This window comes from Ferrimonas sp. YIN67, from assembly GCF_057219095.1.
The window spans coordinates 850,442-868,053 of record NZ_JBXVVJ010000001.1; the positions used below are offsets into that span (position 1 = coordinate 850,442).

The 17,612-nt window shown below is 53.5% G+C and carries 18 protein-coding genes and 4 tRNA genes; 12 read left to right on the forward strand and 10 right to left on the reverse strand.

Annotation, left to right across the window (positions count from 1 at the left end; genetic code table 11):
- Nucleotides 1-25 precede the first annotated feature (25 nt).
- From AC2D8U_RS03290 to AC2D8U_RS03305, 4 genes are read left to right on the forward strand one after another with little or no spacing between them, the layout of a single operon-like run.
- On the forward strand, nt 26-712 hold the full coding sequence (locus tag AC2D8U_RS03290; RefSeq protein ID WP_484617614.1) for an endonuclease: 687 nt from the start codon (nt 26-28) through the stop codon (nt 710-712).
- A gap of 15 nt (nt 713-727) precedes the next feature.
- A complete protein-coding gene (gene rsmE / locus AC2D8U_RS03295; protein WP_484617615.1) occupies nt 728-1,459 on the forward strand; it encodes a 16S rRNA (uracil(1498)-N(3))-methyltransferase in 732 nt (243 codons plus the stop codon).
- 10 nt (nt 1,460-1,469) lie between these two features.
- A complete protein-coding gene (gene gshB, locus AC2D8U_RS03300) occupies nt 1,470-2,417 on the forward strand; it encodes a glutathione synthase (RefSeq protein WP_484617616.1) in 948 nt (315 codons plus the stop codon).
- Nucleotides 2,414-2,740, forward strand: a complete 327-nt coding sequence (locus AC2D8U_RS03305; RefSeq protein WP_484617617.1) for a hypothetical protein — start codon at nt 2,414-2,416, stop codon at nt 2,738-2,740. Before gshB ends, AC2D8U_RS03305 begins: the two co-directional genes overlap by 4 nt.
- A 9-nt stretch (nt 2,741-2,749) precedes the next feature.
- Here the strand turns inward: AC2D8U_RS03305 and AC2D8U_RS03310 are convergent, their stop codons facing one another.
- From AC2D8U_RS03310 to AC2D8U_RS03325, 4 genes are all read right to left on the reverse strand, one after another.
- Complete coding sequence (locus AC2D8U_RS03310) at nt 2,750-5,209, reverse strand: putative bifunctional diguanylate cyclase/phosphodiesterase (protein ID WP_484617618.1); 2,460 nt, start codon at nt 5,207-5,209, stop codon at nt 2,750-2,752.
- A 399-nt stretch (nt 5,210-5,608) separates the two neighbouring features.
- A complete protein-coding gene (locus tag AC2D8U_RS03315; RefSeq protein WP_484617619.1) occupies nt 5,609-6,058 on the reverse strand; it encodes a hypothetical protein in 450 nt (149 codons plus the stop codon).
- A 5-nt stretch (nt 6,059-6,063) separates the two neighbouring features.
- On the reverse strand, nt 6,064-7,215 hold the full coding sequence (locus AC2D8U_RS03320; protein WP_484617620.1) for a hypothetical protein: 1,152 nt from the start codon (nt 7,213-7,215) through the stop codon (nt 6,064-6,066).
- Complete coding sequence (locus AC2D8U_RS03325) at nt 7,199-7,591, reverse strand: hypothetical protein (protein ID WP_484617621.1); 393 nt, start codon at nt 7,589-7,591, stop codon at nt 7,199-7,201. Before AC2D8U_RS03325 ends, AC2D8U_RS03320 begins: the two co-directional genes overlap by 17 nt.
- A 140-nt stretch (nt 7,592-7,731) precedes the next feature.
- On the opposite strand from AC2D8U_RS03325, the gene AC2D8U_RS03330 reads away from it, so the two are divergent.
- From AC2D8U_RS03330 to AC2D8U_RS03360, 7 genes are all read left to right on the forward strand, one after another.
- Nucleotides 7,732-8,766 carry a methyltransferase gene (locus tag AC2D8U_RS03330; protein WP_484617622.1) on the forward strand — a complete coding sequence of 345 codons (1,035 nt, stop codon included), beginning with the start codon at nt 7,732-7,734 and terminating at the stop codon, nt 8,764-8,766.
- A 74-nt stretch (nt 8,767-8,840) separates the two neighbouring features.
- Nucleotides 8,841-8,927, forward strand: a tRNA-Leu gene (locus tag AC2D8U_RS03335).
- A 23-nt stretch (nt 8,928-8,950) separates the two neighbouring features.
- Nucleotides 8,951-9,037 (forward strand) — tRNA-Leu (locus AC2D8U_RS03340).
- Nucleotides 9,038-9,069: 32 nt separating this feature from the next.
- Nucleotides 9,070-9,156, forward strand: a tRNA-Leu gene (locus tag AC2D8U_RS03345).
- 5 nt (nt 9,157-9,161) lie between these two features.
- Nucleotides 9,162-9,248 (forward strand) — tRNA-Leu (locus AC2D8U_RS03350).
- A gap of 100 nt (nt 9,249-9,348) precedes the next feature.
- Nucleotides 9,349-10,962 carry a DUF342 domain-containing protein gene (locus AC2D8U_RS03355; RefSeq protein WP_484617623.1) on the forward strand — a complete coding sequence of 538 codons (1,614 nt, stop codon included), beginning with the start codon at nt 9,349-9,351 and terminating at the stop codon, nt 10,960-10,962.
- A gap of 106 nt (nt 10,963-11,068) precedes the next feature.
- Entirely contained in the window at nt 11,069-11,677 is a 609-nt protein-coding gene (locus AC2D8U_RS03360; protein ID WP_484617624.1) for a superinfection exclusion B family protein, read from the forward strand.
- A gap of 41 nt (nt 11,678-11,718) precedes the next feature.
- Here AC2D8U_RS03360 and AC2D8U_RS03365 read toward each other — a convergent pair whose 3' ends face one another.
- Complete coding sequence (locus tag AC2D8U_RS03365) at nt 11,719-12,483, reverse strand: TetR/AcrR family transcriptional regulator (protein WP_484617625.1); 765 nt, start codon at nt 12,481-12,483, stop codon at nt 11,719-11,721.
- A gap of 981 nt (nt 12,484-13,464) precedes the next feature.
- Here AC2D8U_RS03365 and AC2D8U_RS03370 point away from each other — a divergent pair.
- Nucleotides 13,465-13,605, forward strand: coding sequence for a hypothetical protein (locus tag AC2D8U_RS03370; protein ID WP_484617626.1), 141 nt, complete (start codon nt 13,465-13,467; stop codon nt 13,603-13,605).
- Nucleotides 13,606-13,735: 130 nt separating this feature from the next.
- On the opposite strand, the gene AC2D8U_RS03375 is transcribed toward AC2D8U_RS03370, so the two are convergent.
- The 5 genes from AC2D8U_RS03375 to glnB all read right to left on the reverse strand — a co-directional run bounded on the left by AC2D8U_RS03375 (nt 13,736) and on the right by glnB (nt 17,609).
- The gene (locus AC2D8U_RS03375; RefSeq protein WP_484617627.1) at nt 13,736-14,287 is read right to left on the reverse strand and encodes a hypothetical protein; all 552 of its coding nucleotides are present in this window, start codon (nt 14,285-14,287) and stop codon (nt 13,736-13,738) included.
- A 423-nt stretch (nt 14,288-14,710) separates the two neighbouring features.
- Nucleotides 14,711-15,391 carry a tRNA (guanine(46)-N(7))-methyltransferase TrmB gene (gene trmB / locus AC2D8U_RS03380; protein ID WP_484617628.1) on the reverse strand — a complete coding sequence of 227 codons (681 nt, stop codon included), beginning with the start codon at nt 15,389-15,391 and terminating at the stop codon, nt 14,711-14,713.
- Nucleotides 15,391-16,161, reverse strand: a complete 771-nt coding sequence (locus tag AC2D8U_RS03385) for an ABC transporter permease (protein WP_484617629.1) — start codon at nt 16,159-16,161, stop codon at nt 15,391-15,393. Before AC2D8U_RS03385 ends, trmB begins: the two co-directional genes overlap by 1 nt.
- Nucleotides 16,161-17,099 carry an ABC transporter ATP-binding protein gene (locus AC2D8U_RS03390; RefSeq protein ID WP_484617630.1) on the reverse strand — a complete coding sequence of 313 codons (939 nt, stop codon included), beginning with the start codon at nt 17,097-17,099 and terminating at the stop codon, nt 16,161-16,163. Before AC2D8U_RS03390 ends, AC2D8U_RS03385 begins: the two co-directional genes overlap by 1 nt.
- A 171-nt stretch (nt 17,100-17,270) precedes the next feature.
- Nucleotides 17,271-17,609: a nitrogen regulatory protein P-II gene (glnB, locus tag AC2D8U_RS03395; RefSeq protein WP_484617631.1), complete on the reverse strand. Its 339-nt coding sequence runs from the start codon at nt 17,607-17,609 to the stop codon at nt 17,271-17,273.
- Nucleotides 17,610-17,612 lie beyond the last annotated feature (3 nt).

Below are 17,612 nucleotides of genomic sequence, written 5' to 3' on the forward strand. Positions count from 1 at the left end.
TATTTACTATAACCATTCAAGAACTATGCGCTTTTTTATACTTTTCCTCGCCTTGCTTTCCTCTTTTGCGGCAGCGACGCCCCAGACCTTCAGCCAAGCCAAACGTCACCTGGTGGAGCTGTACTCAGATCAACTGCCACCACAGAGTCTGTACTGCAATTGTCCCTTTGAGGCCCAGGGTAAGCGCCTGGTACCGGACCTTGAAGCCTGCGGCTATCAGGTTCGCAAACAGCCCGTTCGAGCCAGCCGGATTGAATGGGAACACGTTATGCCGGCCTGGGATTTTGGCCATCAACGTCAGTGTTGGCAGGACGGTGGGCGACGCAATTGCCAAAAAGATCAGAGGTTTCGCCTCAAGGAAGCGGACATGCACAACCTCTATCCGGCCATCGGCGAGATCAATGGCGATCGCTCCAACTATCGATTCACGGTCTGGGGAGAAAGTGCCAGTGCCTACGGCCAGTGCGAGATGGTGGTAGACTTCAAGGGCCGCCGGGCCCAGCCCCCGATGGAGAGCCGCGGGGTCATTGCCCGGGCCTACCTGTACATGGCACAGCAATACCAATTGAGCCTGTCCGACGGACAGGAGAAACTCTATCGCGCCTGGCATACAATGTACCCGGCCCAGGCAAGCGAGTGCCATCGACACTCTTTGGTGAGCGAACGCCAGGGCTGGGACAATCCATTCATCGCCGAGCAGTGCAACGGCTAAGCAACGAAGAGCAAGATGCGAATACCTAGGATCTATCAACCCGGCCCCCTGATGGCCGGACAATCTCTGGCCCTGGATGAAGATGGGGCTAATCACATTGGTCGTGTTCTTCGCATGCAACCCGACCAACAGGTGATGCTATTCGACGGTCTGGGGGATCAATTCCTGGCCAGGATCACCGAGGCAGGGAAAAAAAACGTCGTCGTCCAGATCGAAGCGCAGCAGACACACAATAGTGAGTCTCCGCTGTCACTGCATCTGGGCCAAGTGATCTCCCGGGGCGATAAGATGGAATTCACCATCCAGAAATCTGTTGAACTGGGCGTCTCCTCCATCACACCGCTTTGGTCTGAGCGCTGTGGCGTAAAGCTCACCGGGGATCGCCTGGATAAGAAGATCCGCCAGTGGCAGAAGATCGCCATTGCCGCCTGTGAACAGTGTGGTCGCAATGTGGTGCCAGAGATCCGTCCCGTGATCAAACTGGAGGAGTGGCTTCAGGAGCCCTTCGAAGGCCTGAAACTGAACCTGCACCCCCGTGCCGAGTACAGCATCAATACCCTGCCGGAGCCTGTCAAAGCACTGCGCCTGTTGATTGGCCCTGAGGGCGGGCTGTCACCAGAGGAGATCCACACTGCCGCCCATGAAGGATTTACTGATATCCTGCTGGGCCCAAGGGTGCTGCGCACCGAGACCGCCGCACTGACCGCCATTACCGCACTACAGGTTCGCTTCGGCGACCTGGGATAAGGAGTATTCGATGATCAAGCTGGGCATCGTGATGGATCCCATCACCAGCATCAACATCAAGAAAGACACCAGTTTTGCCTTCCTGCTGGAAGCCCAGAAGCGCGGCTATGAGTTGCACTATATGGAGATGGCCGATCTCTACCTGGAGCAGGGGGCCCCCAGAGCACGGACGCAACCGCTGAAGGTAATGGAAGATCCCAAGAAATGGTTTTCGCTGGGACAAGATGAAGACTTGGCGCTGTCCGATCTCGATGTGATCTTGATGCGTAAGGATCCACCGTTTGATACCGAATATATCTATGCCACCTACATCCTCGAAAGGGCGGAGGAGCAAGGTAGCCTGATCGTCAACAAACCTCAGAGCCTACGCGACTGCAATGAGAAGCTGTTCACCGCCTGGTTTGCCGAGCATACGCCGCATACCCTAGTGACTCGTAGCGCCGACCGGATCCGGGAATTCCATGCCAAGCATGGCGACATCATCCTCAAACCCCTAGACGGAATGGGCGGTGCCTCCATCTTCCGGGTCAAGGCCGATGGCGGCAACTTAGGTGTGATCATCGAGACCCTGACCCAGCACGGCCAAGTCTATGCCATGGTGCAAAAGTTCATCCCGGAGATCACCGATGGCGACAAGCGGATCCTGGTGGTGGACGGTGAGCCGGTACCCTACTGTCTGGCCCGAATCCCGCAAGGAGGGGAGACCCGCGGCAACCTGGCAGCAGGCGGTCGGGGCGAAGCCCGGCCCCTGAGCGAGAGTGACTGGGCCATTGCCCGGGCTGTGGCACCTGAACTAAAGAAACGGGGATTGATCTTCGTTGGGCTGGACGTCATTGGTGACAGGCTGACTGAGGTGAACGTCACCAGCCCCACCTGTGTCAGAGAGATCGACGCTGCCTTCGGTACTAACATCAGCAGCCAGTTGATGGACGCCATTGAGCACCGTCTCAAAGCATGATGCCACGCACGTTACTCCTGCTTCTGGCGACGCTATTGAGTCTTCCCGTGAACGCCAACCCCTGCCTTCAAGGGGCTTGGCGCACGGAAGCCTGCCCCAACCGGCTTTACCAGTCGATCAGCGACGATGGAGAAGCCAAACTGATCTGCGTCTGTACGGAAGACTTTGAACATTTGAGGCGCCGCCTGAGTAGCGAGGATACCGCTGGGATACAGCTGCGTCAGCGGGAACTTGAACGCCTATCCTCCTCCTACAACCTGGGGATCCCGGCGCTCAAAAAGGCGCTAAAAATCGCCCCCACAGCACCAGTGCAGGGTGACTAAAGAGCGGACTCAACGCGCCTGCCGCCCCAGCAGGCGCTCCTCATCCTGCCACTCGAGATCGGGCCCTAAGCGCTCCAGCAGCCCCAGGATCTGACGCTCATCCTGAGGGGCAGCATAGAGATAGCCTTGGGCACAATCGCAATTTGCCTTCAGCAGAAACTGACGCTGATCATGGCTCTCCACCCCTTCTGCAACTACGGTTCGTTTCAGGTTATGGGCCAAATCGATGACACTGGTGACGATATTTCGATCCACATCGGACGTATCCAGATCAGACACGAATCCCTTATCCACCTTCAAGATGTCAAAGGGCAATTGCTTAAGGTAGCTCAAGGAGGAGTAGCCAGTACCGAAGTCGTCGATGGCGATCTTTACCCCCATCGCCTTGAGCTGGTGCATGATGTGCATCGCTTTATCCAGATTTTTGATCAACACCTCTTCGGTGATCTCAAGTACCACTCTCGAAGGTTCAATCTGGCGACGTTCGATCTGCTCCTGTAAATACTCCACCAACCCTGCATGCAGATATTGGCCAGTCGACAAATTGATCGCCATGTAGAAGCGGTCGTGATCCAAGGTTTGACTGAAACGCTGGAGCTGCTCCAGCGCTTTTTCAATCACATAGTATCCCAGCTCAATACTGTGCTCACTGCCCTCGATCTCTTTGATAAATTCTCCAGGCATCACCAGGCCCCGGCTTGGATGCTGCCAGCGAACCAAAGCCTCAAAACCAACAACTCTATTTTCAGCCATATTCAGGACAGGTTGCATCGACAAATAGAGCTGGCGTTCCTTGATGGCCGTTCGAATATCCTGTTCTAGCATCAGTTTGCGCGACGCACTCTCCAGCATCTGCTCGTTGAACACTCGGTAGTTGCTCCTGCCCGCCTGTTTGGCCTGATACATGGCCAGATCAGCCCGTTTAAGCAGCTCTTCGGGCCGGGCCATGGGGTTATCGCAGAACACCACGCCAATACTGGTGGTAATGATCAGGGTATGGCGTCCCAACTGCAGGGGCTGCTGCAAACTGGTAAAGATCTGATGGATGATACGGTGAATATCCGATTCGGACTCCAGGCCACGGACGATAACGGTAAATTCATCGCCCCCTAAGCGACAGACGGTATCCATGGTTCGCACACTTTTTTGCAGGCGATTGGCCACCGTTTTGAGCAATTCATCCCCGATATCATGCCCAAGGGTGTCATTAACCCGCTTAAACTCATCCAGATCCAAAAAGAGCAAAGCGATCTGCTCATCGGTCCGCCCAATACTTCCCAGAGACTTGGCCAACTCATGGTGGAACATGGCACGATTGGGGAGGCCGGTCAGAGCATCCATCATGGCCATACGTTGCAGTTCATTGGTATAACGATCTACATCACTTTCCAAACGCTCTAATTGATTGGCCACATCCAGAGTCGTCGACTCCAATTGCACCAGTTCATCACGAAATCGTCCCCGGCCCCGATGCAATCGCTCACGCAGATCATCGAAACGGCTCTGTGCCAACAACGGTAGGGCCTGCCCCAGGCGCCGTATCCTCTGTAGCGGACTCCAAAACAGGGCCATGCCCATCAGACCCGCCAAAAGCATGGCCAGCAGTAACAAGCCGGTCAAGTCGCTGACAAAGGCACTTTCGGTACTGGCCAGATCATCAATATTGCGGAAGAGCAGGAGCTGCTCACCAGTGTCCGCTACCGCCCAACTGAAGAAGACCCAGCTCTCTTCACCCAGGACCAATTGCTGCGGCCCACTCTCTATGACCTCCAAACTCAAACGGGAGGCCACGTCCCCCAATAAACGCATGTTGGTACTGCGATTCGTCAGACTGAGGAAAAGGCGTTGCCAGGGGCTATGACTACTGGTCACCCCCTGCCCGAGCATCGCCAGCTCAACCTGGTGATTTTCCGCTAACTGAGCCAAAACATCTTCAAACCCGGTCGTAAACACCAGAAGATTGATGTCACTATCCGCCAAGACCGGAACGGCGACATCGATAACGCACTGATCGGCACAGCGCACTCGCTTGATCGGCTCTCCGGTACGAAAGCTCTCCTCCAACCAACTCACATTGTCAAAACGGTCATAACCGAATGCCATGACAGATTGCAGACTGGCATCAAACAGGTGAAGAGACTTGAGCGCCCAGAACAGTTCGAAATCGCCCCAGTCCGATGAGAGTTTTGACTCCATTTCAACCAGATCCAACTGATGATCATTCCCCTCCATCATCAGGTGTAATTCCTGGCTTAAAGCGATCAACCTCTGCTCTTCGGAACGAAGGCGAATGTGAAAGTCTCGCCACAGGGTGTTGTATTGGTCCGATAAAACATTGTCCAACTGCTGCTCGAAACGCCGCACCCCCACGGCTCCAATCACCACACTGACAAAGACAAGCATTGCCACCAAAGAGAGGACAAATTTCCAGCGTAGGCTCAGAAAGTAACTGGATTGCCTTAACTTCATGTATTCACCACTTCCATTGGTTGGGCAGCCAAGCGCGATGCCATAGTCAATATCATTTGCTGGATAGCGGCCTGTGTGGCTCGGAAAAACGATGTAAAGGTTTGAGCCCAACGGGACGATAACACCCCCTTCGGCTCCTCTTGCCGACCAGCCAGTGCATCGCGGCACAGGTAACGATCACCGTTACATGAATAATAGTTCCCTTCACCATAGCGCGCAGGATGACTCATGGAGTCATGCGGACTTCTCTGAACAATGGCGGCGGTGGCCCCTTCACGAACGCATCGATGGACTGCGGGATCAATCAGACCAAGGTTCTGCTCACATCCTGGCCCGCGGCTGCTGTAGTGGTAGGAGGCGGTGCGAGGTAAGACTGAAGCAGGCACTTTCACGACACCGTTAACGCACTTCAACATGGTTCACCTCACTCTGCATACCGGCAGGGATATATCCAATTGCACCCGGTGTGTTTTCAACCAGCTGTACCATCTGCGTCATAGAGTGGGCGACCTGAGGGCGCTCCCCGGTTCCAGAAAAAACCAAGCGGTCCCACTCACGGTTTAATTGAAAAGGCAAAAGCTTTAGTACATCACGACAAAAACGATTGTGGTCAGGATCCCGGGGCGGTAAGACAAAAACCGTAATGGCCGTGCCGTCGGACCAAAACTGTTTTTTCATGGTAAATATCGCGCGCAGCTCTGTCTGCTTGAGCACGGATACCTGACTGTCTTTATTCACTATGATGTGGATGGCATCCTGAGCATGAACGGATCCCGCAATCAATATCCAGGCTGCAACCAGAACGCCTCTTATGCATGTTGTCAGCATATTCAGAAACTCCTTTTCCATGCCGGTTACAGCGACCAGTTCCAGCGATAGGCCAACTGCAGCAGGTAGAGGTCGCTTATCCGATCCTGACCCTCAAGTCCGGTCAAAGACCCAGGATAGAAGGCCGTTCCATCCATACGATGCCATTCTGCGGACAATTGCCAATCCGATAGGAACTGCCAAGACAGCCCCAGGGTAACCACCTTGCTCCAAGCTAGGTAGTCCTCCTTTCCCTGAAACACGAAGCGCTGTCCATCTTTATCTTCTTTATCGCCAAAATAAACTTCATAACGCGTCAGAAGGTTCAAACTATCGGTTAAAAAATAGCGCCCCTGAACGTAGCCGCCCTGAGCCGTTTGAGAAAATTTACGTTCCAGTTCAAGCCGTTGGACATCAATTGGCATCTCAATGTACTCAGCACTCCATTGCCAGTATTGAAACTCTCCTTTCACACCAAGGATCCAGCGCTCTATATCGTACTGAGTATCAGCCATAGGCTGAGTGAAATCGGCAACAAACTTGCTTTCTACATAGGACAGTTTCCACTGCATCCAGGGCCGATATTCCCACGAAGCCGTGGCCACTAAAATATCGGCATCCTCAAATTCAAGCCCACTGCTGTGACCAAAAAAACTTTCAGCGAAGTTATCCCCTAGTTCCATCAAGCCATAGGCCAAGTCCCAGCTGAGCGACTGCTCTCCCCAAAAGTGCACAGCAGCAATACGCCCCCCATCGCTGCGCAGCGATGCATCCCGGCCGAACTCCGGATAAATGGATTGAGGCAATAAAATGGAAGGGCGACTGAATAGGCTGTCACGAGTGGCATTGTAAAAACCCTGGTTTGATTTATACCGGCCGAGTGCAGCCGCTACACTCCCTGACTCCAGTGGCATTCGATACTCGGCAAACAGATAATCGATGCCCGTACTGACCTCGGACAAGTTCCCCATCTCTCGGGAAACTAACTGACCAGCCATACGCCAACGCTCACTCGCCCGCCAATTTATGTTAGCCACTGCTTCATAGTTATGAGCCGACACCTCCCCCGGCTCGGTCAGGAAATAACCACCATCGTTATAGGCAACCCCCTGAGATAAGTAAAAGGATCCGTCCAGTTTTGCATGTGCCAACGGAGAAAACGCCAGCAGCAACGGCAGCAACCTATATATGCTTGTCATCCATGAGCTCCTCTATCCATGTTTTGCTCACATACCCAATGGCCCCGGGCGTCGATCGCACTCGCTCCCACATCTCATCTTCCGATGTGACGATTTGGGGACGCTCTCCACTGCCCGAAAAGACCAGGCGATCCCATACCCTAGTTAGCTGAAATGGCAGCAGCTCTAACTGCTTTTGACAAAAGTTACGATGCTGGCTGGAGCCAACAGGCAAGACAAACACCACGACGGCACTGCCATCCTGCCAAAATTGCCGTTTCATGGTAAAAATAGCGCGGCGCTCTGACACGCTTAAATTCTCAAGATAGGAAGGGCTGTGACCGATGATCTGGGTCGCTGGCAATTCCGCCGTGGCCGCACCAAAGGTAAAAAACATCTCGAGAAAACACCCTATACAGAGTGCCCGTCCGATTCGCATCCTTGCTCTCCAACAATCTCACTAAGCAAAATAAGTGTAGGTCAAACCCATCCCTGACCAAGTATAATTGCCCATAAACGTATTATTTATAAACCATCATGACTTTAACCAATTCCAGTCGACTCGTGGCAAAAAATGCTGATCTTTTTCAGGATCAACACCTGCTTCTACTCAACGCCGATGGCGATACACTGGCAAACGAACTGCTCAAGCACTGTGCCAGCCTGACGGTCCTGACTCCGGACTACACCCATTTTCAACAGCTCAAAGTCCAGTGCGACCCCAAGATCCGAGTGCATTTTGGTGCCGAGTTACCCGCCAGCATACAGGCGTCGGTGGATGTCGCCTTGATCCGCCTCCCCAAGGCCAAGGATCACCTGGCTTATTTCACAGCCCTGGCCTCCTCGGCACTGCCTGAAGGGGCCCCCCTCTACTGGGTTGGAGACAACAAAGGTGGGATCCGTTCGACCGACAAGATGGCAAAGCCCTGGGCGGAGCATATCCGCAAATGTGCGTCGGGCTCTCATTGCCAGCTACTGTGTGGACAAAACCGCCGCCAACCCAACTGGGATCTGAACACCTGGTGGCTTGCCCACCAAGTCACGACCCCCGACGGGGAATTGGCCTTAGGCTCCCTGCCCGGAGTCTTCGGCCATGGCAAACTGGATCCGGGGACCAGGCTTCTGCTTTCTCACCTCCCCGAGCATCCGAAGGGGCGGGTATTGGATTTTGGCTGTGGTGATGGTGTGATCGGCACCTTCCTGGCCAAACGCAACCCGGCCATCGATCTGACCATGGTGGACATCAATGCCATGGCCCTCAAGGCCGCCGAACACAGCCTGGCCCTCAACGGTCTGAATGGCCATGTTCATCCCTCTAATGGATTGGCCGAAGTCACGGGAAAATTCGATCTGATTGTCTCCAACCCGCCTTTCCACCAAGGCTTGGGTCAGACATTCGATGTGGCCCGTCAATTTATACGGGATGCCGCAGACAGGCTGGCCCCGGGTGGTCAATTGATCATTGTTGCCAATCAGCACCTCCCCTACGGAGATGATCTGCATCACGCCTTTGGCCGGGTAAACATCATCGGCCAGGACAACAAGTTCAAAATCTACGCAGACAGTAAATAATTTCCAGATCCAGTATTGACCGATCTGAGAATCTCCCTATAATGCGCCTCCGTACCAACGATGAACGCAAACATGCAGATGTGGCGGAATTGGTAGACGCGCTAGCTTCAGGTGCTAGTGTTCGCAAGAACGTGGGAGTTCAAGTCTCCCCATCTGCACCATCGTTGAGACACTGTTATACCACGCAGATGTGGCGGAATTGGTAGACGCGCTAGCTTCAGGTGCTAGTGTCCGTTAGGACGTGGGAGTTCAAGTCTCCCCATCTGCACCATGATTTTCATGGTGGTAAACAAACAGCTTTATGCACGAGTGGCGGAATTGGTAGACGCGCTAGCTTCAGGTGCTAGTGTCCGTTAGGACGTGGGAGTTCAAGTCTCCCCTCGTGCACCACATTTGCAGATGTGGCGGAATTGGTAGACGCGCTAGCTTCAGGTGCTAGTGTTCGCAAGAACGTGGGAGTTCAAGTCTCCCCATCTGCACCAGATTTTAAGCCCCGGCTCTCAAGAGCAGGGGCTTTCTGTTTTTTAAAGACTTCTTCCCCGCTATACTGGCCATATTACTCCACTCTCATGGACGAGATGCATGTTGGATCCACAGAACATCTTTTGGGACAAAGACCAACAATGTGCCTGTATCGATCTCATCCCTCAGCAACACCATGCCTTAACTCCTGAGGCTCTCCTCGCCTTGCTACAAGTGAGCGACTATAACGCTCTCGCTCCGTTGGAAGAGGAGTGGCCCACCAGTTTCGCCCTACTGCAGCAACGCCTAGATCAGCAAAGTGATACACCACTGCGACTTCGGTTGGCAGAGAAGCGCCATGGACACTGGCAACTCTTCCCCTCAAAAGACGGTATGCAGCTAGAAGCAAAGCGTATTCCACCTCAAGGAGGGCGAACAGCTGAGTTAGCCGACCTGCTTCCCAAGTTGCAAGAACACGGGATCCAATACGGCTTAATAAGGCGCAATATAGAGCGTCTTTGTCAGGATCCCACCCACCCTCGACTGGTGATTGCACGAGCCAAAGCACCGGAACACGGACAAGATGGCCAATTAGATCGGTTGGTCCCCCTCGCCCATGAGCGTCTGCTCCAGCCTCAGACCTGCGGTAATGACAAGGTCGACTTGAGGGATCTGGGCGATCAAATCACCATAGAGCAAGGCGAGCCCCTGATGCGACGCCACCCACCAACAAAAGGTACGAATGGCTACGACCTTTCGGGGCAAGTGCTGCTGGCTCGCAGCGGCAAAGAGGTCAAACTGGCACCCGGCCCAGGAACCGCATTGGCGCCGAATGATCCGGACCTTCTTATTGCGACGCAAAGCGGCCAGCCCGTCCAGACGTCAAAGGGTATGGCCGTAGAGCACGTACTGTCGCTCAAACAGGTCGACGCCAAGTGCGGTCACATTCGTTTCGATGGTTCTATCGTGGTCCTGGGAGCGGTCAGTGAAGGCATGCGCATCGAAGCCACGGGCGATATCAGTGTCGGTGGGCTGGTTGAAGGAGCTCACCTGATCGCCGGCGGCAAAATTAATATTGGCCAGGGGGCCATCGGGCGTCGGCGTGCCGACGGCAGTCTGACCTGTCACCTGGAGGCTCAGGATGAGATCCACCTGCGCTTTGCCCAATACACACAGCTCGTCAGCCAAGCCAGCATCAATATTGAACGTCAGAGCCTGCATTGTCACCTTGACGCTCAGGGGCCGATCCAGATCGGCACCCCAAAGAGCAACAAGGGCGACTTGATTGGCGGGCAGGTCCAAAGTGAACACTCCGTCTGTGCGGCCACGATAGGGGCCCGCGCAGGAGCCGAAACCCGCATCGTATTGGGAGGCGCTCTCCCTCGCTTGCGAAAAGAGCTTGAGTCCCTGCATGAGCAACATGAAATAAATCAACAACGCTATGTCGCACTCAGCCAAAAGGCCACGCCAGCAGGAGATGGAGAAACAGCCCAAAAGCTGGTTATGGCGTTAGCACAACTCAAGAAAAACGACAAAGAGCTCAACGACAAGATTAAGGCACAGGAGGCTGCGATTGAACGGGTCTTCCGGCAGTGCCACGTGACCATTTATAAGGCATTGTTTGCCAGAGTGGAGTTTGACATCGGTCAGATCCGAAATAGAACCCACAGAGAGCGGGGACCCACTCTGGTTCAGATCCAAGAGCAAAAAATATGCCTGAGCCCCCTACTTTGATCACGGTTCCTTATGGCAAGATGGCGCCATTATAAAGAGGCACAATCCTTGCGTAATTCTTCCCTAGTGCCCATGGACGTCAAATTACCACCGATAAGGAATTTTGATGAACGAGCTTTTAACTCTTTTGCGCCGGATCAGGCCCGGAGCCGCCCTGGCGACAACAGCGCTATGGCTGCTATTGACCAGCTTAGCCCTGCTTCTTCTGCCACTGTCGACACTGGAGTCCCTTTTCCTGCAGGACTGGATCAACAATAACGGGTTTTGGCTTGGCCTAACCGTTGTTGGTAGTGCAAGTTACCTGGCTGCCCATGTGCTCCGCCAGGTCCTAGAAACACTGCAATCCAGGCTCATGGAAAAACGCAAACTCATCAGTATTGAAGAAAAAATAGGTACTTTGGATGGGCAAGAGCGCGCCCTCCTGAGGGAATTCTTTTTACAGGGCAAAGGCGTTCTTCCCATGCCGATCGGGCATAACGCCGTTGCCAGCCTTATCGAGTGCGGGGTATTGGAAACTGCTGGCCCGACGGAGCATTACGCGATTGAAGGACCTGTCACGCCCTTAAAGATCGCATCGGCGGCGAAAACTCGGCTCAATCGTCAACTGCTCAGGCTACCAGAGGGGCAACTCGACGAGAAACAGCGTGCTGCACTCTTAGCCGCACGCCCAGATTTCGTTAACGGGCCAAAACGGAATCGACGCCAGGCAGCCTAGAAGAAAAAAGGCACTGCGATTGCAGTGCCTTTTCCTCTGATTCATAGGGCTTCGAGCATGTTCCGCTCAAGCTCGCTTTCATTGAGCTGATGTTCAACTTCCGCCATGATCCGCTGATATGAATCATGACGCAGAGGCTTTTTCCACTCCAGAGTATTAATGAAGATGGCGAAAGACTCGAACAGCTGACGGGTTGACAACACCTTCATGGCCCCCCCAAGCAGAGGATTATCCAACGAGCCCGAAGCTCCTCGCTGAAAATAGCTGAGCATGGCATGCACAGTTGTGACCTGCTCATCACTGGCGACCAACTCTCCCTGGATCCGCGCACCTTCAATGACTCTCAAAATGGCATTGTAGAACTGATCGAGATACATCTTCAGCTCTTGTACCCGAAACTCACTCGCACGCTCCAGTACCTTTGGCGCTCCGCCGAGCGTGTTGAGCCCCAGTGTCCAGCTAGACCGTTGAATAGAAACAACGGCATACAGATGCATGGCGATCCAGCGCTCAGCATAGAAGAGTTCACAACTCATAAAGTAAGGTTGCCGCTCAACCAACTGCTCGACATGGCGAGCAAAAATGGCAATCAAGAGATCTTCTTTACTGGAGAAGTGTTTATACAAGGTTCCTGCACTGCAACCCGCCCGTGGGGCCAATTCGGAAAATCGGAAAGAAACCAACCCTTGTTGCTGGATCAATTGTTCAGCAAGACGCACTAAAACCTGATCACGTTGACGAAAACGTGTTTGGTTGGGTGAGCCCCAGCTCGGGGACGAGCCTGTATCCGTGGCCATCAGTGTCATGCTTTCCTCTTCTAGTCCAGATCCAACTTTTACAATACCCCTACTGTAAAAGGGGACGGGATGAAACTCTGTGCTCTAGCGCTAACTTTTTGCTTTCCGTGGGACAATTTGACATAAAAAAGACCGTGGCATGCACGCCCCACACAGAAGCCAATACAACCCAATGACCCATTGAGATACCAAACGCCACCAAAAGCCTTCGATTCGCTCCATGCGCAGGGACATTTTGTCCCACCGGGACACCAGTACCCACCCAGTGGTTCAAATAGCATCATGACGCTTTCCAGGCATGGGTCCAGTACAGCAGAAAAGCGGGTATAAAAGGCTGACAGCCAATGCGTGGGGAGAGCTGAGCGGCGACAGCAAAGAACACTTGCGCAAACCAAGACAGTCCTTGCGACTTGCTCCACGCCCTCATATGGCTTGGCGGCCACCGCTCTTTGAAAGGCTGAAGGCAAACGCTCTAACTCAACCGAGCCATTGCCGAACCAGGCCAAGAGGACTCGTGGTTTGAAGCATCCCTCAAACCAAGCTGACATACGACGAGCTGCACGACGACAAGTTTCTTTACTCGCATCACGACTGGCACAGTCGGCAGTTCAGGACTCTTTCAGGCAGCAAATATTAACGAACGCTTGTTTGGCTGAAGGCTGTTGATAGACCCCGAACCAGAATGCATCCAGTCCAAAGGATTGCACCTTCAAGCTTGCCCACTCGACCAAGCTCATTCTCTCCCCCTTCACCAGGAAAAATCTGCTACTCGCATTATCCCAAGCGAAGGAGTAGCCATTGAAAAATAACTAAATACTACCGTCCCCAAAAATTTTCATGACGCCCTCCCGCCGGGTTCAGTGCGTAAATATTCATACACCCCAAAATTCCATTCCACCAAAGTCGCAGTCCCAAAGGCGATCTTTCGCTCGATCTTTCTTCTCTATACTGGTATTTAATACTAGGCGGATGATCTAAAAAGGAGGCGATATGGCAGAGCAACAGACAACCGCAGAAGAGCCAACACAAAGCCCTTCTGCACCCAGCACCTGGCGCGAGGGTGCCATCGGACAGCAACTCGTCGATCTTCTAGAGGATGCCGTCGAACAGGCGCCCGGTAATGGCGACTGAACAATGAGTTCAAGAAACGGCACAGCTAACTGTGCCGTTTTCTGTTGGCAAGCGGCGACTAAGATCGAGCGGCTCTCTTACGAGAATTCAGCCGCCAGGAAGGGCAACAAGCTCACACGCTGCGGCAAGGTTAAAATGCAATACCTATGTCCCAGTACAAGGTAGGGTTTTGCAGTCGATACTTCCCATCGCCATCATCTTCGCGATAATCAATATGGGGAAGCACGGCAAACCCGACCGATACTCGCCCCCAAGAGAGTGATAGGTTTGGTGCCAACAGAGGGATCACCTTACGCTCAGTCCCCAGAAATTCTTGATTTTGATAGCGTGCCGATGAACGACTTCCCGCCCCAATGAGCACACCCACAGACAGATGACGATTCAACATATACTGCCAATTCCAGCTCAGGGTATACATGGGATTATCAAAGCTGTCCCGCAGGTAAGCGGCACCCACATCACAGTACCAGTTTAGGCTGCCATGACACTGCTTTACTCGATAGTAGAGACCAATACCTTGGTGTGACTCATTGAATTTCGGAGAGCTTTCATAGGGCTCATCTTCCAGGTGGTGTGACCAACCTCCCAACCGAAGTTGACCCGTCCATGCGTCTTGGGAGGAATTGGCGCCTGCACTTAGCCAAAAAAGACTGGCAAGCAGGCAGAGACATAGCGTACGCATCTCGCCAACTCCCAACAACGCCTGATCAATAGATGATCAGGCCTTTGGATGCTGACAGAGAGGATCCACAGACTACGCTAACGTCAACACCCAGCCATATCGAAACCGGATCTGCTCACTACGATGACGTTCCCTTTATCCTGTGATGCGCTTCACTACGCTCCCCTATACCACCGGGGTTAAGTCACTGGGCATTTGCGGCCGAGCACTCCACCGACGATACAACCGGGTGCGATGGTGTGCCAAAGCATAGACCAAATACCAGCAACTGTTACTCATCGCCACAGAGATGCTGGGCTCTTCCCGAGCCCAGATTCGTTTACTGGCAAAGGACAGGGTGAGATTAAAACTGTGTAGAAAGCACCAAGTCCTGGATAAGCGTTGCGGACAAGAGAGGCAAAGATCCGAAACAGGCCATCAGGGCTAGGTGTCCTGTTTCTTCGAGCCCAGATCTGCCAACAGGCGATGCAAGGCCTGACCGGACTGGCCGTATTTGCGCTCAAACGGCGTCAAAGCCGGCCCCGAGGGGATGGACTGCCACCGCGCTTGATAACCGGCAAATGAGAGCGCTTGAGCGAACTCCTCAAGATACAGTCGCCAATTAGAGCGCAGCTCCAAGTGCCCCCCCAAAGCCAGGATCGAGGGAAATAGAGGACCGCCATGCCAACGACGCTGCAGGTGTGCCGACTTAGGCCAGGGGTTGGGGTAGAGGATATAGTGATGGGTCGGTTGCCAGCCATCGTCAACCATCAGCCGCCACAGATCATTGAGGTTGCCTCGCGCCACCCGATAATTCTGCCCTTCACTGCGGTAGTGCCCGTGTTTTTCCACTCGAGCCGCTGACTTATCCAGTCCCAGTACCAATGCGTCCGGATGCATTAAGGCCAGATTGGCGGTGGACTCCCCCACGCCACAGCAGGAGTCCAGCACCAGGGGACGACCATCCGCCTCCTTCCAGGCTTTGAGCTCATCAAACAACGCCAGGCTGTGATCCGCAAACGGAGCCTGAAACTCATGGGCCAGGTGACGACGAACCGTCGTCTCCAGGTTGTCGTGTACCCCTGTCTGGTTGGACACGATCTGGCGGGAATCACGATGACTCATCAGTGTCTTAATCCTATGCCTTTGTCGATCAGGTAATAGGCCAGTGAACCCAAGGCCACAATAAACCCGGTCAGTACGGCCAACGACGCCCCAAGGCTCACATCACTGTAGCCCAGGAAGCCATAACGGAACGCGTTAATGGTATAAACCACGGGGTTCAACTGAGAAACTCCCTGCCAAAACTCAGGCAATAGGCTGATGGAGTAAAACACCCCGCCCAGGTAAGTCAGAGGTGTCAACACGAAGGTGGGAATTATGCTGATGTCATCAAAGGTCCTGGCAAATACCGCATTGATAAGCCCCCCCAATGCAAACACCACGGAGGTCATCAACAAAGTGATCAATAACACCGGAAGGTTGTGGATCTGGATATCAACAAATCCCAGGGCCACCAGGGTAACGATGGCCCCGACGCATAGGCCTCTGGCCACACCGCCAGCGACATAGCCAAGAATGATCAGGATATTGGGTACCGGCGCCACCAGCAATTCCTCGATATTACGTTGGAACTTGGCGCTAAAAAAAGAGCTGGCAACGTTGGCATAGGAGTTGGTGATCACCGACATCATGATCAGGCCGGGCATAATGAACTCCATGTAGCTGAATCCGCTCATTTGACCGATACGGGAGCCAATCAGGTTGCCGAAAATCAAAAAATACAAGGTCATGGTAATGGCTGGCGGTACCAGAGTCTGTACCCAGATCCGGCTAAAACGCGTCACTTCCTTGCGCACCAGGCTGGTAAAAGCTATCCAATATGGGTGGCTCATCAGGCATCCCCTCCCTGTCGACCATTTTCCACTAACGAGACAAAGAGTTCTTCCAAGCGGTTAGCCTTGTTACGCATCGATTGCACGCCGATCCCCTGAGCCGTCAACTGGGCAAATACCCCGTTGAGGCTATCACTTTTTTCCACATCCACTTCCAGCGTATGGGGATCCAAACGCCTTGATACGACGCCATCCAGTTCCAGGGCGCCACTGCCTGGTTTGAGATCTAACACAAAGGTTTCCACATGGAGCTTGGCCAGTAGGGCTTTCATACTGGTGCACTCCACCAGTTGCCCCTGGTCAATGATGCCAATATTACGACACAGCATCTCTGCTTCTTCCAGGTAGTGGGTCGTCAGAATAATGGTGACGCCCGCATCATTGATTTGCTTAAGAAAACGCCACATTGAGCGACGGATCTCGATGTCCACACCGGCCGTGGGCTCATCCAGGATCAACAACTTAGGCTCGTGCATCAGGGCACGTGCAATCATCAGCCGCCGCTTCATGCCACCGGACAGTTCTCGGGCTCGAGCATTGCGCTTTTCCCAAAGATCCAATTGACCGAGATATTTCTCCGCCCGTACCAGGGCCTGATCCCTAGGCACGCCATAGTACCCTGCCTGGTTTACGACGATCTGCAGCACGGTTTCGAACTGATTAAAATTAAATTCCTGCGGCACCAAACCGATACAACGCTTGGCTGCGTTCAGTTGGGTGTTGATATTGTGACCAAAGACTTCGACCTCACCACTGCTCTTATTGACCAGGGCGCTGATGATCCCGATGGTGGTGGATTTACCGGCCCCGTTAGGACCCAACAAGGCAAAAAAATCCCCCTGTTCAACAGTAAGATCGATCCCTTTAAGGGCCTCGACGCCACCGTCATAGGTTTTGCGCAGCGCCCGGATAGACAGGGCGTTGACCTGACTGCTCATACATTATCCCCTTATTCAATCGAGCAATTATATGTGTTGTGCGGGCCAGTGAAAACGGAAAGGAAATAGGGATATCCGCACATTCAACGTAATGAATCCAAAAACAAAGCCGCGCTTCCCATATCGATGGGAAACGCGGCTTGCCAATACGGTTCGCGGTGTGCTTTTCGCTCAGATCGCGTCTTCGTTCTCTTCCCCAGTGCGGATCCGGATCACCCGCTCGATGTCTGTCACGAAGATCTTTCCATCACCGATCTTGCCTGTGCGTGAAGTTTCGATGATGGCCTCAATTGCCTGATCCACCATATCTTCTCCGACAACGATCTCGATCTTTACCTTAGGGAGGAAGTCCACCATGTACTCGGCACCACGATACAGCTCGGTGTGCCCCTTCTGACGGCCAAAACCTTTGACTTCCTGCACCGTCATGCCAGTGATCCCGATCTCTCCCAAGGCTTCACGGACGTCGTCCAGCTTGAAGGGTTTGATGATCGCTTCCAGTTTCTTCATCTC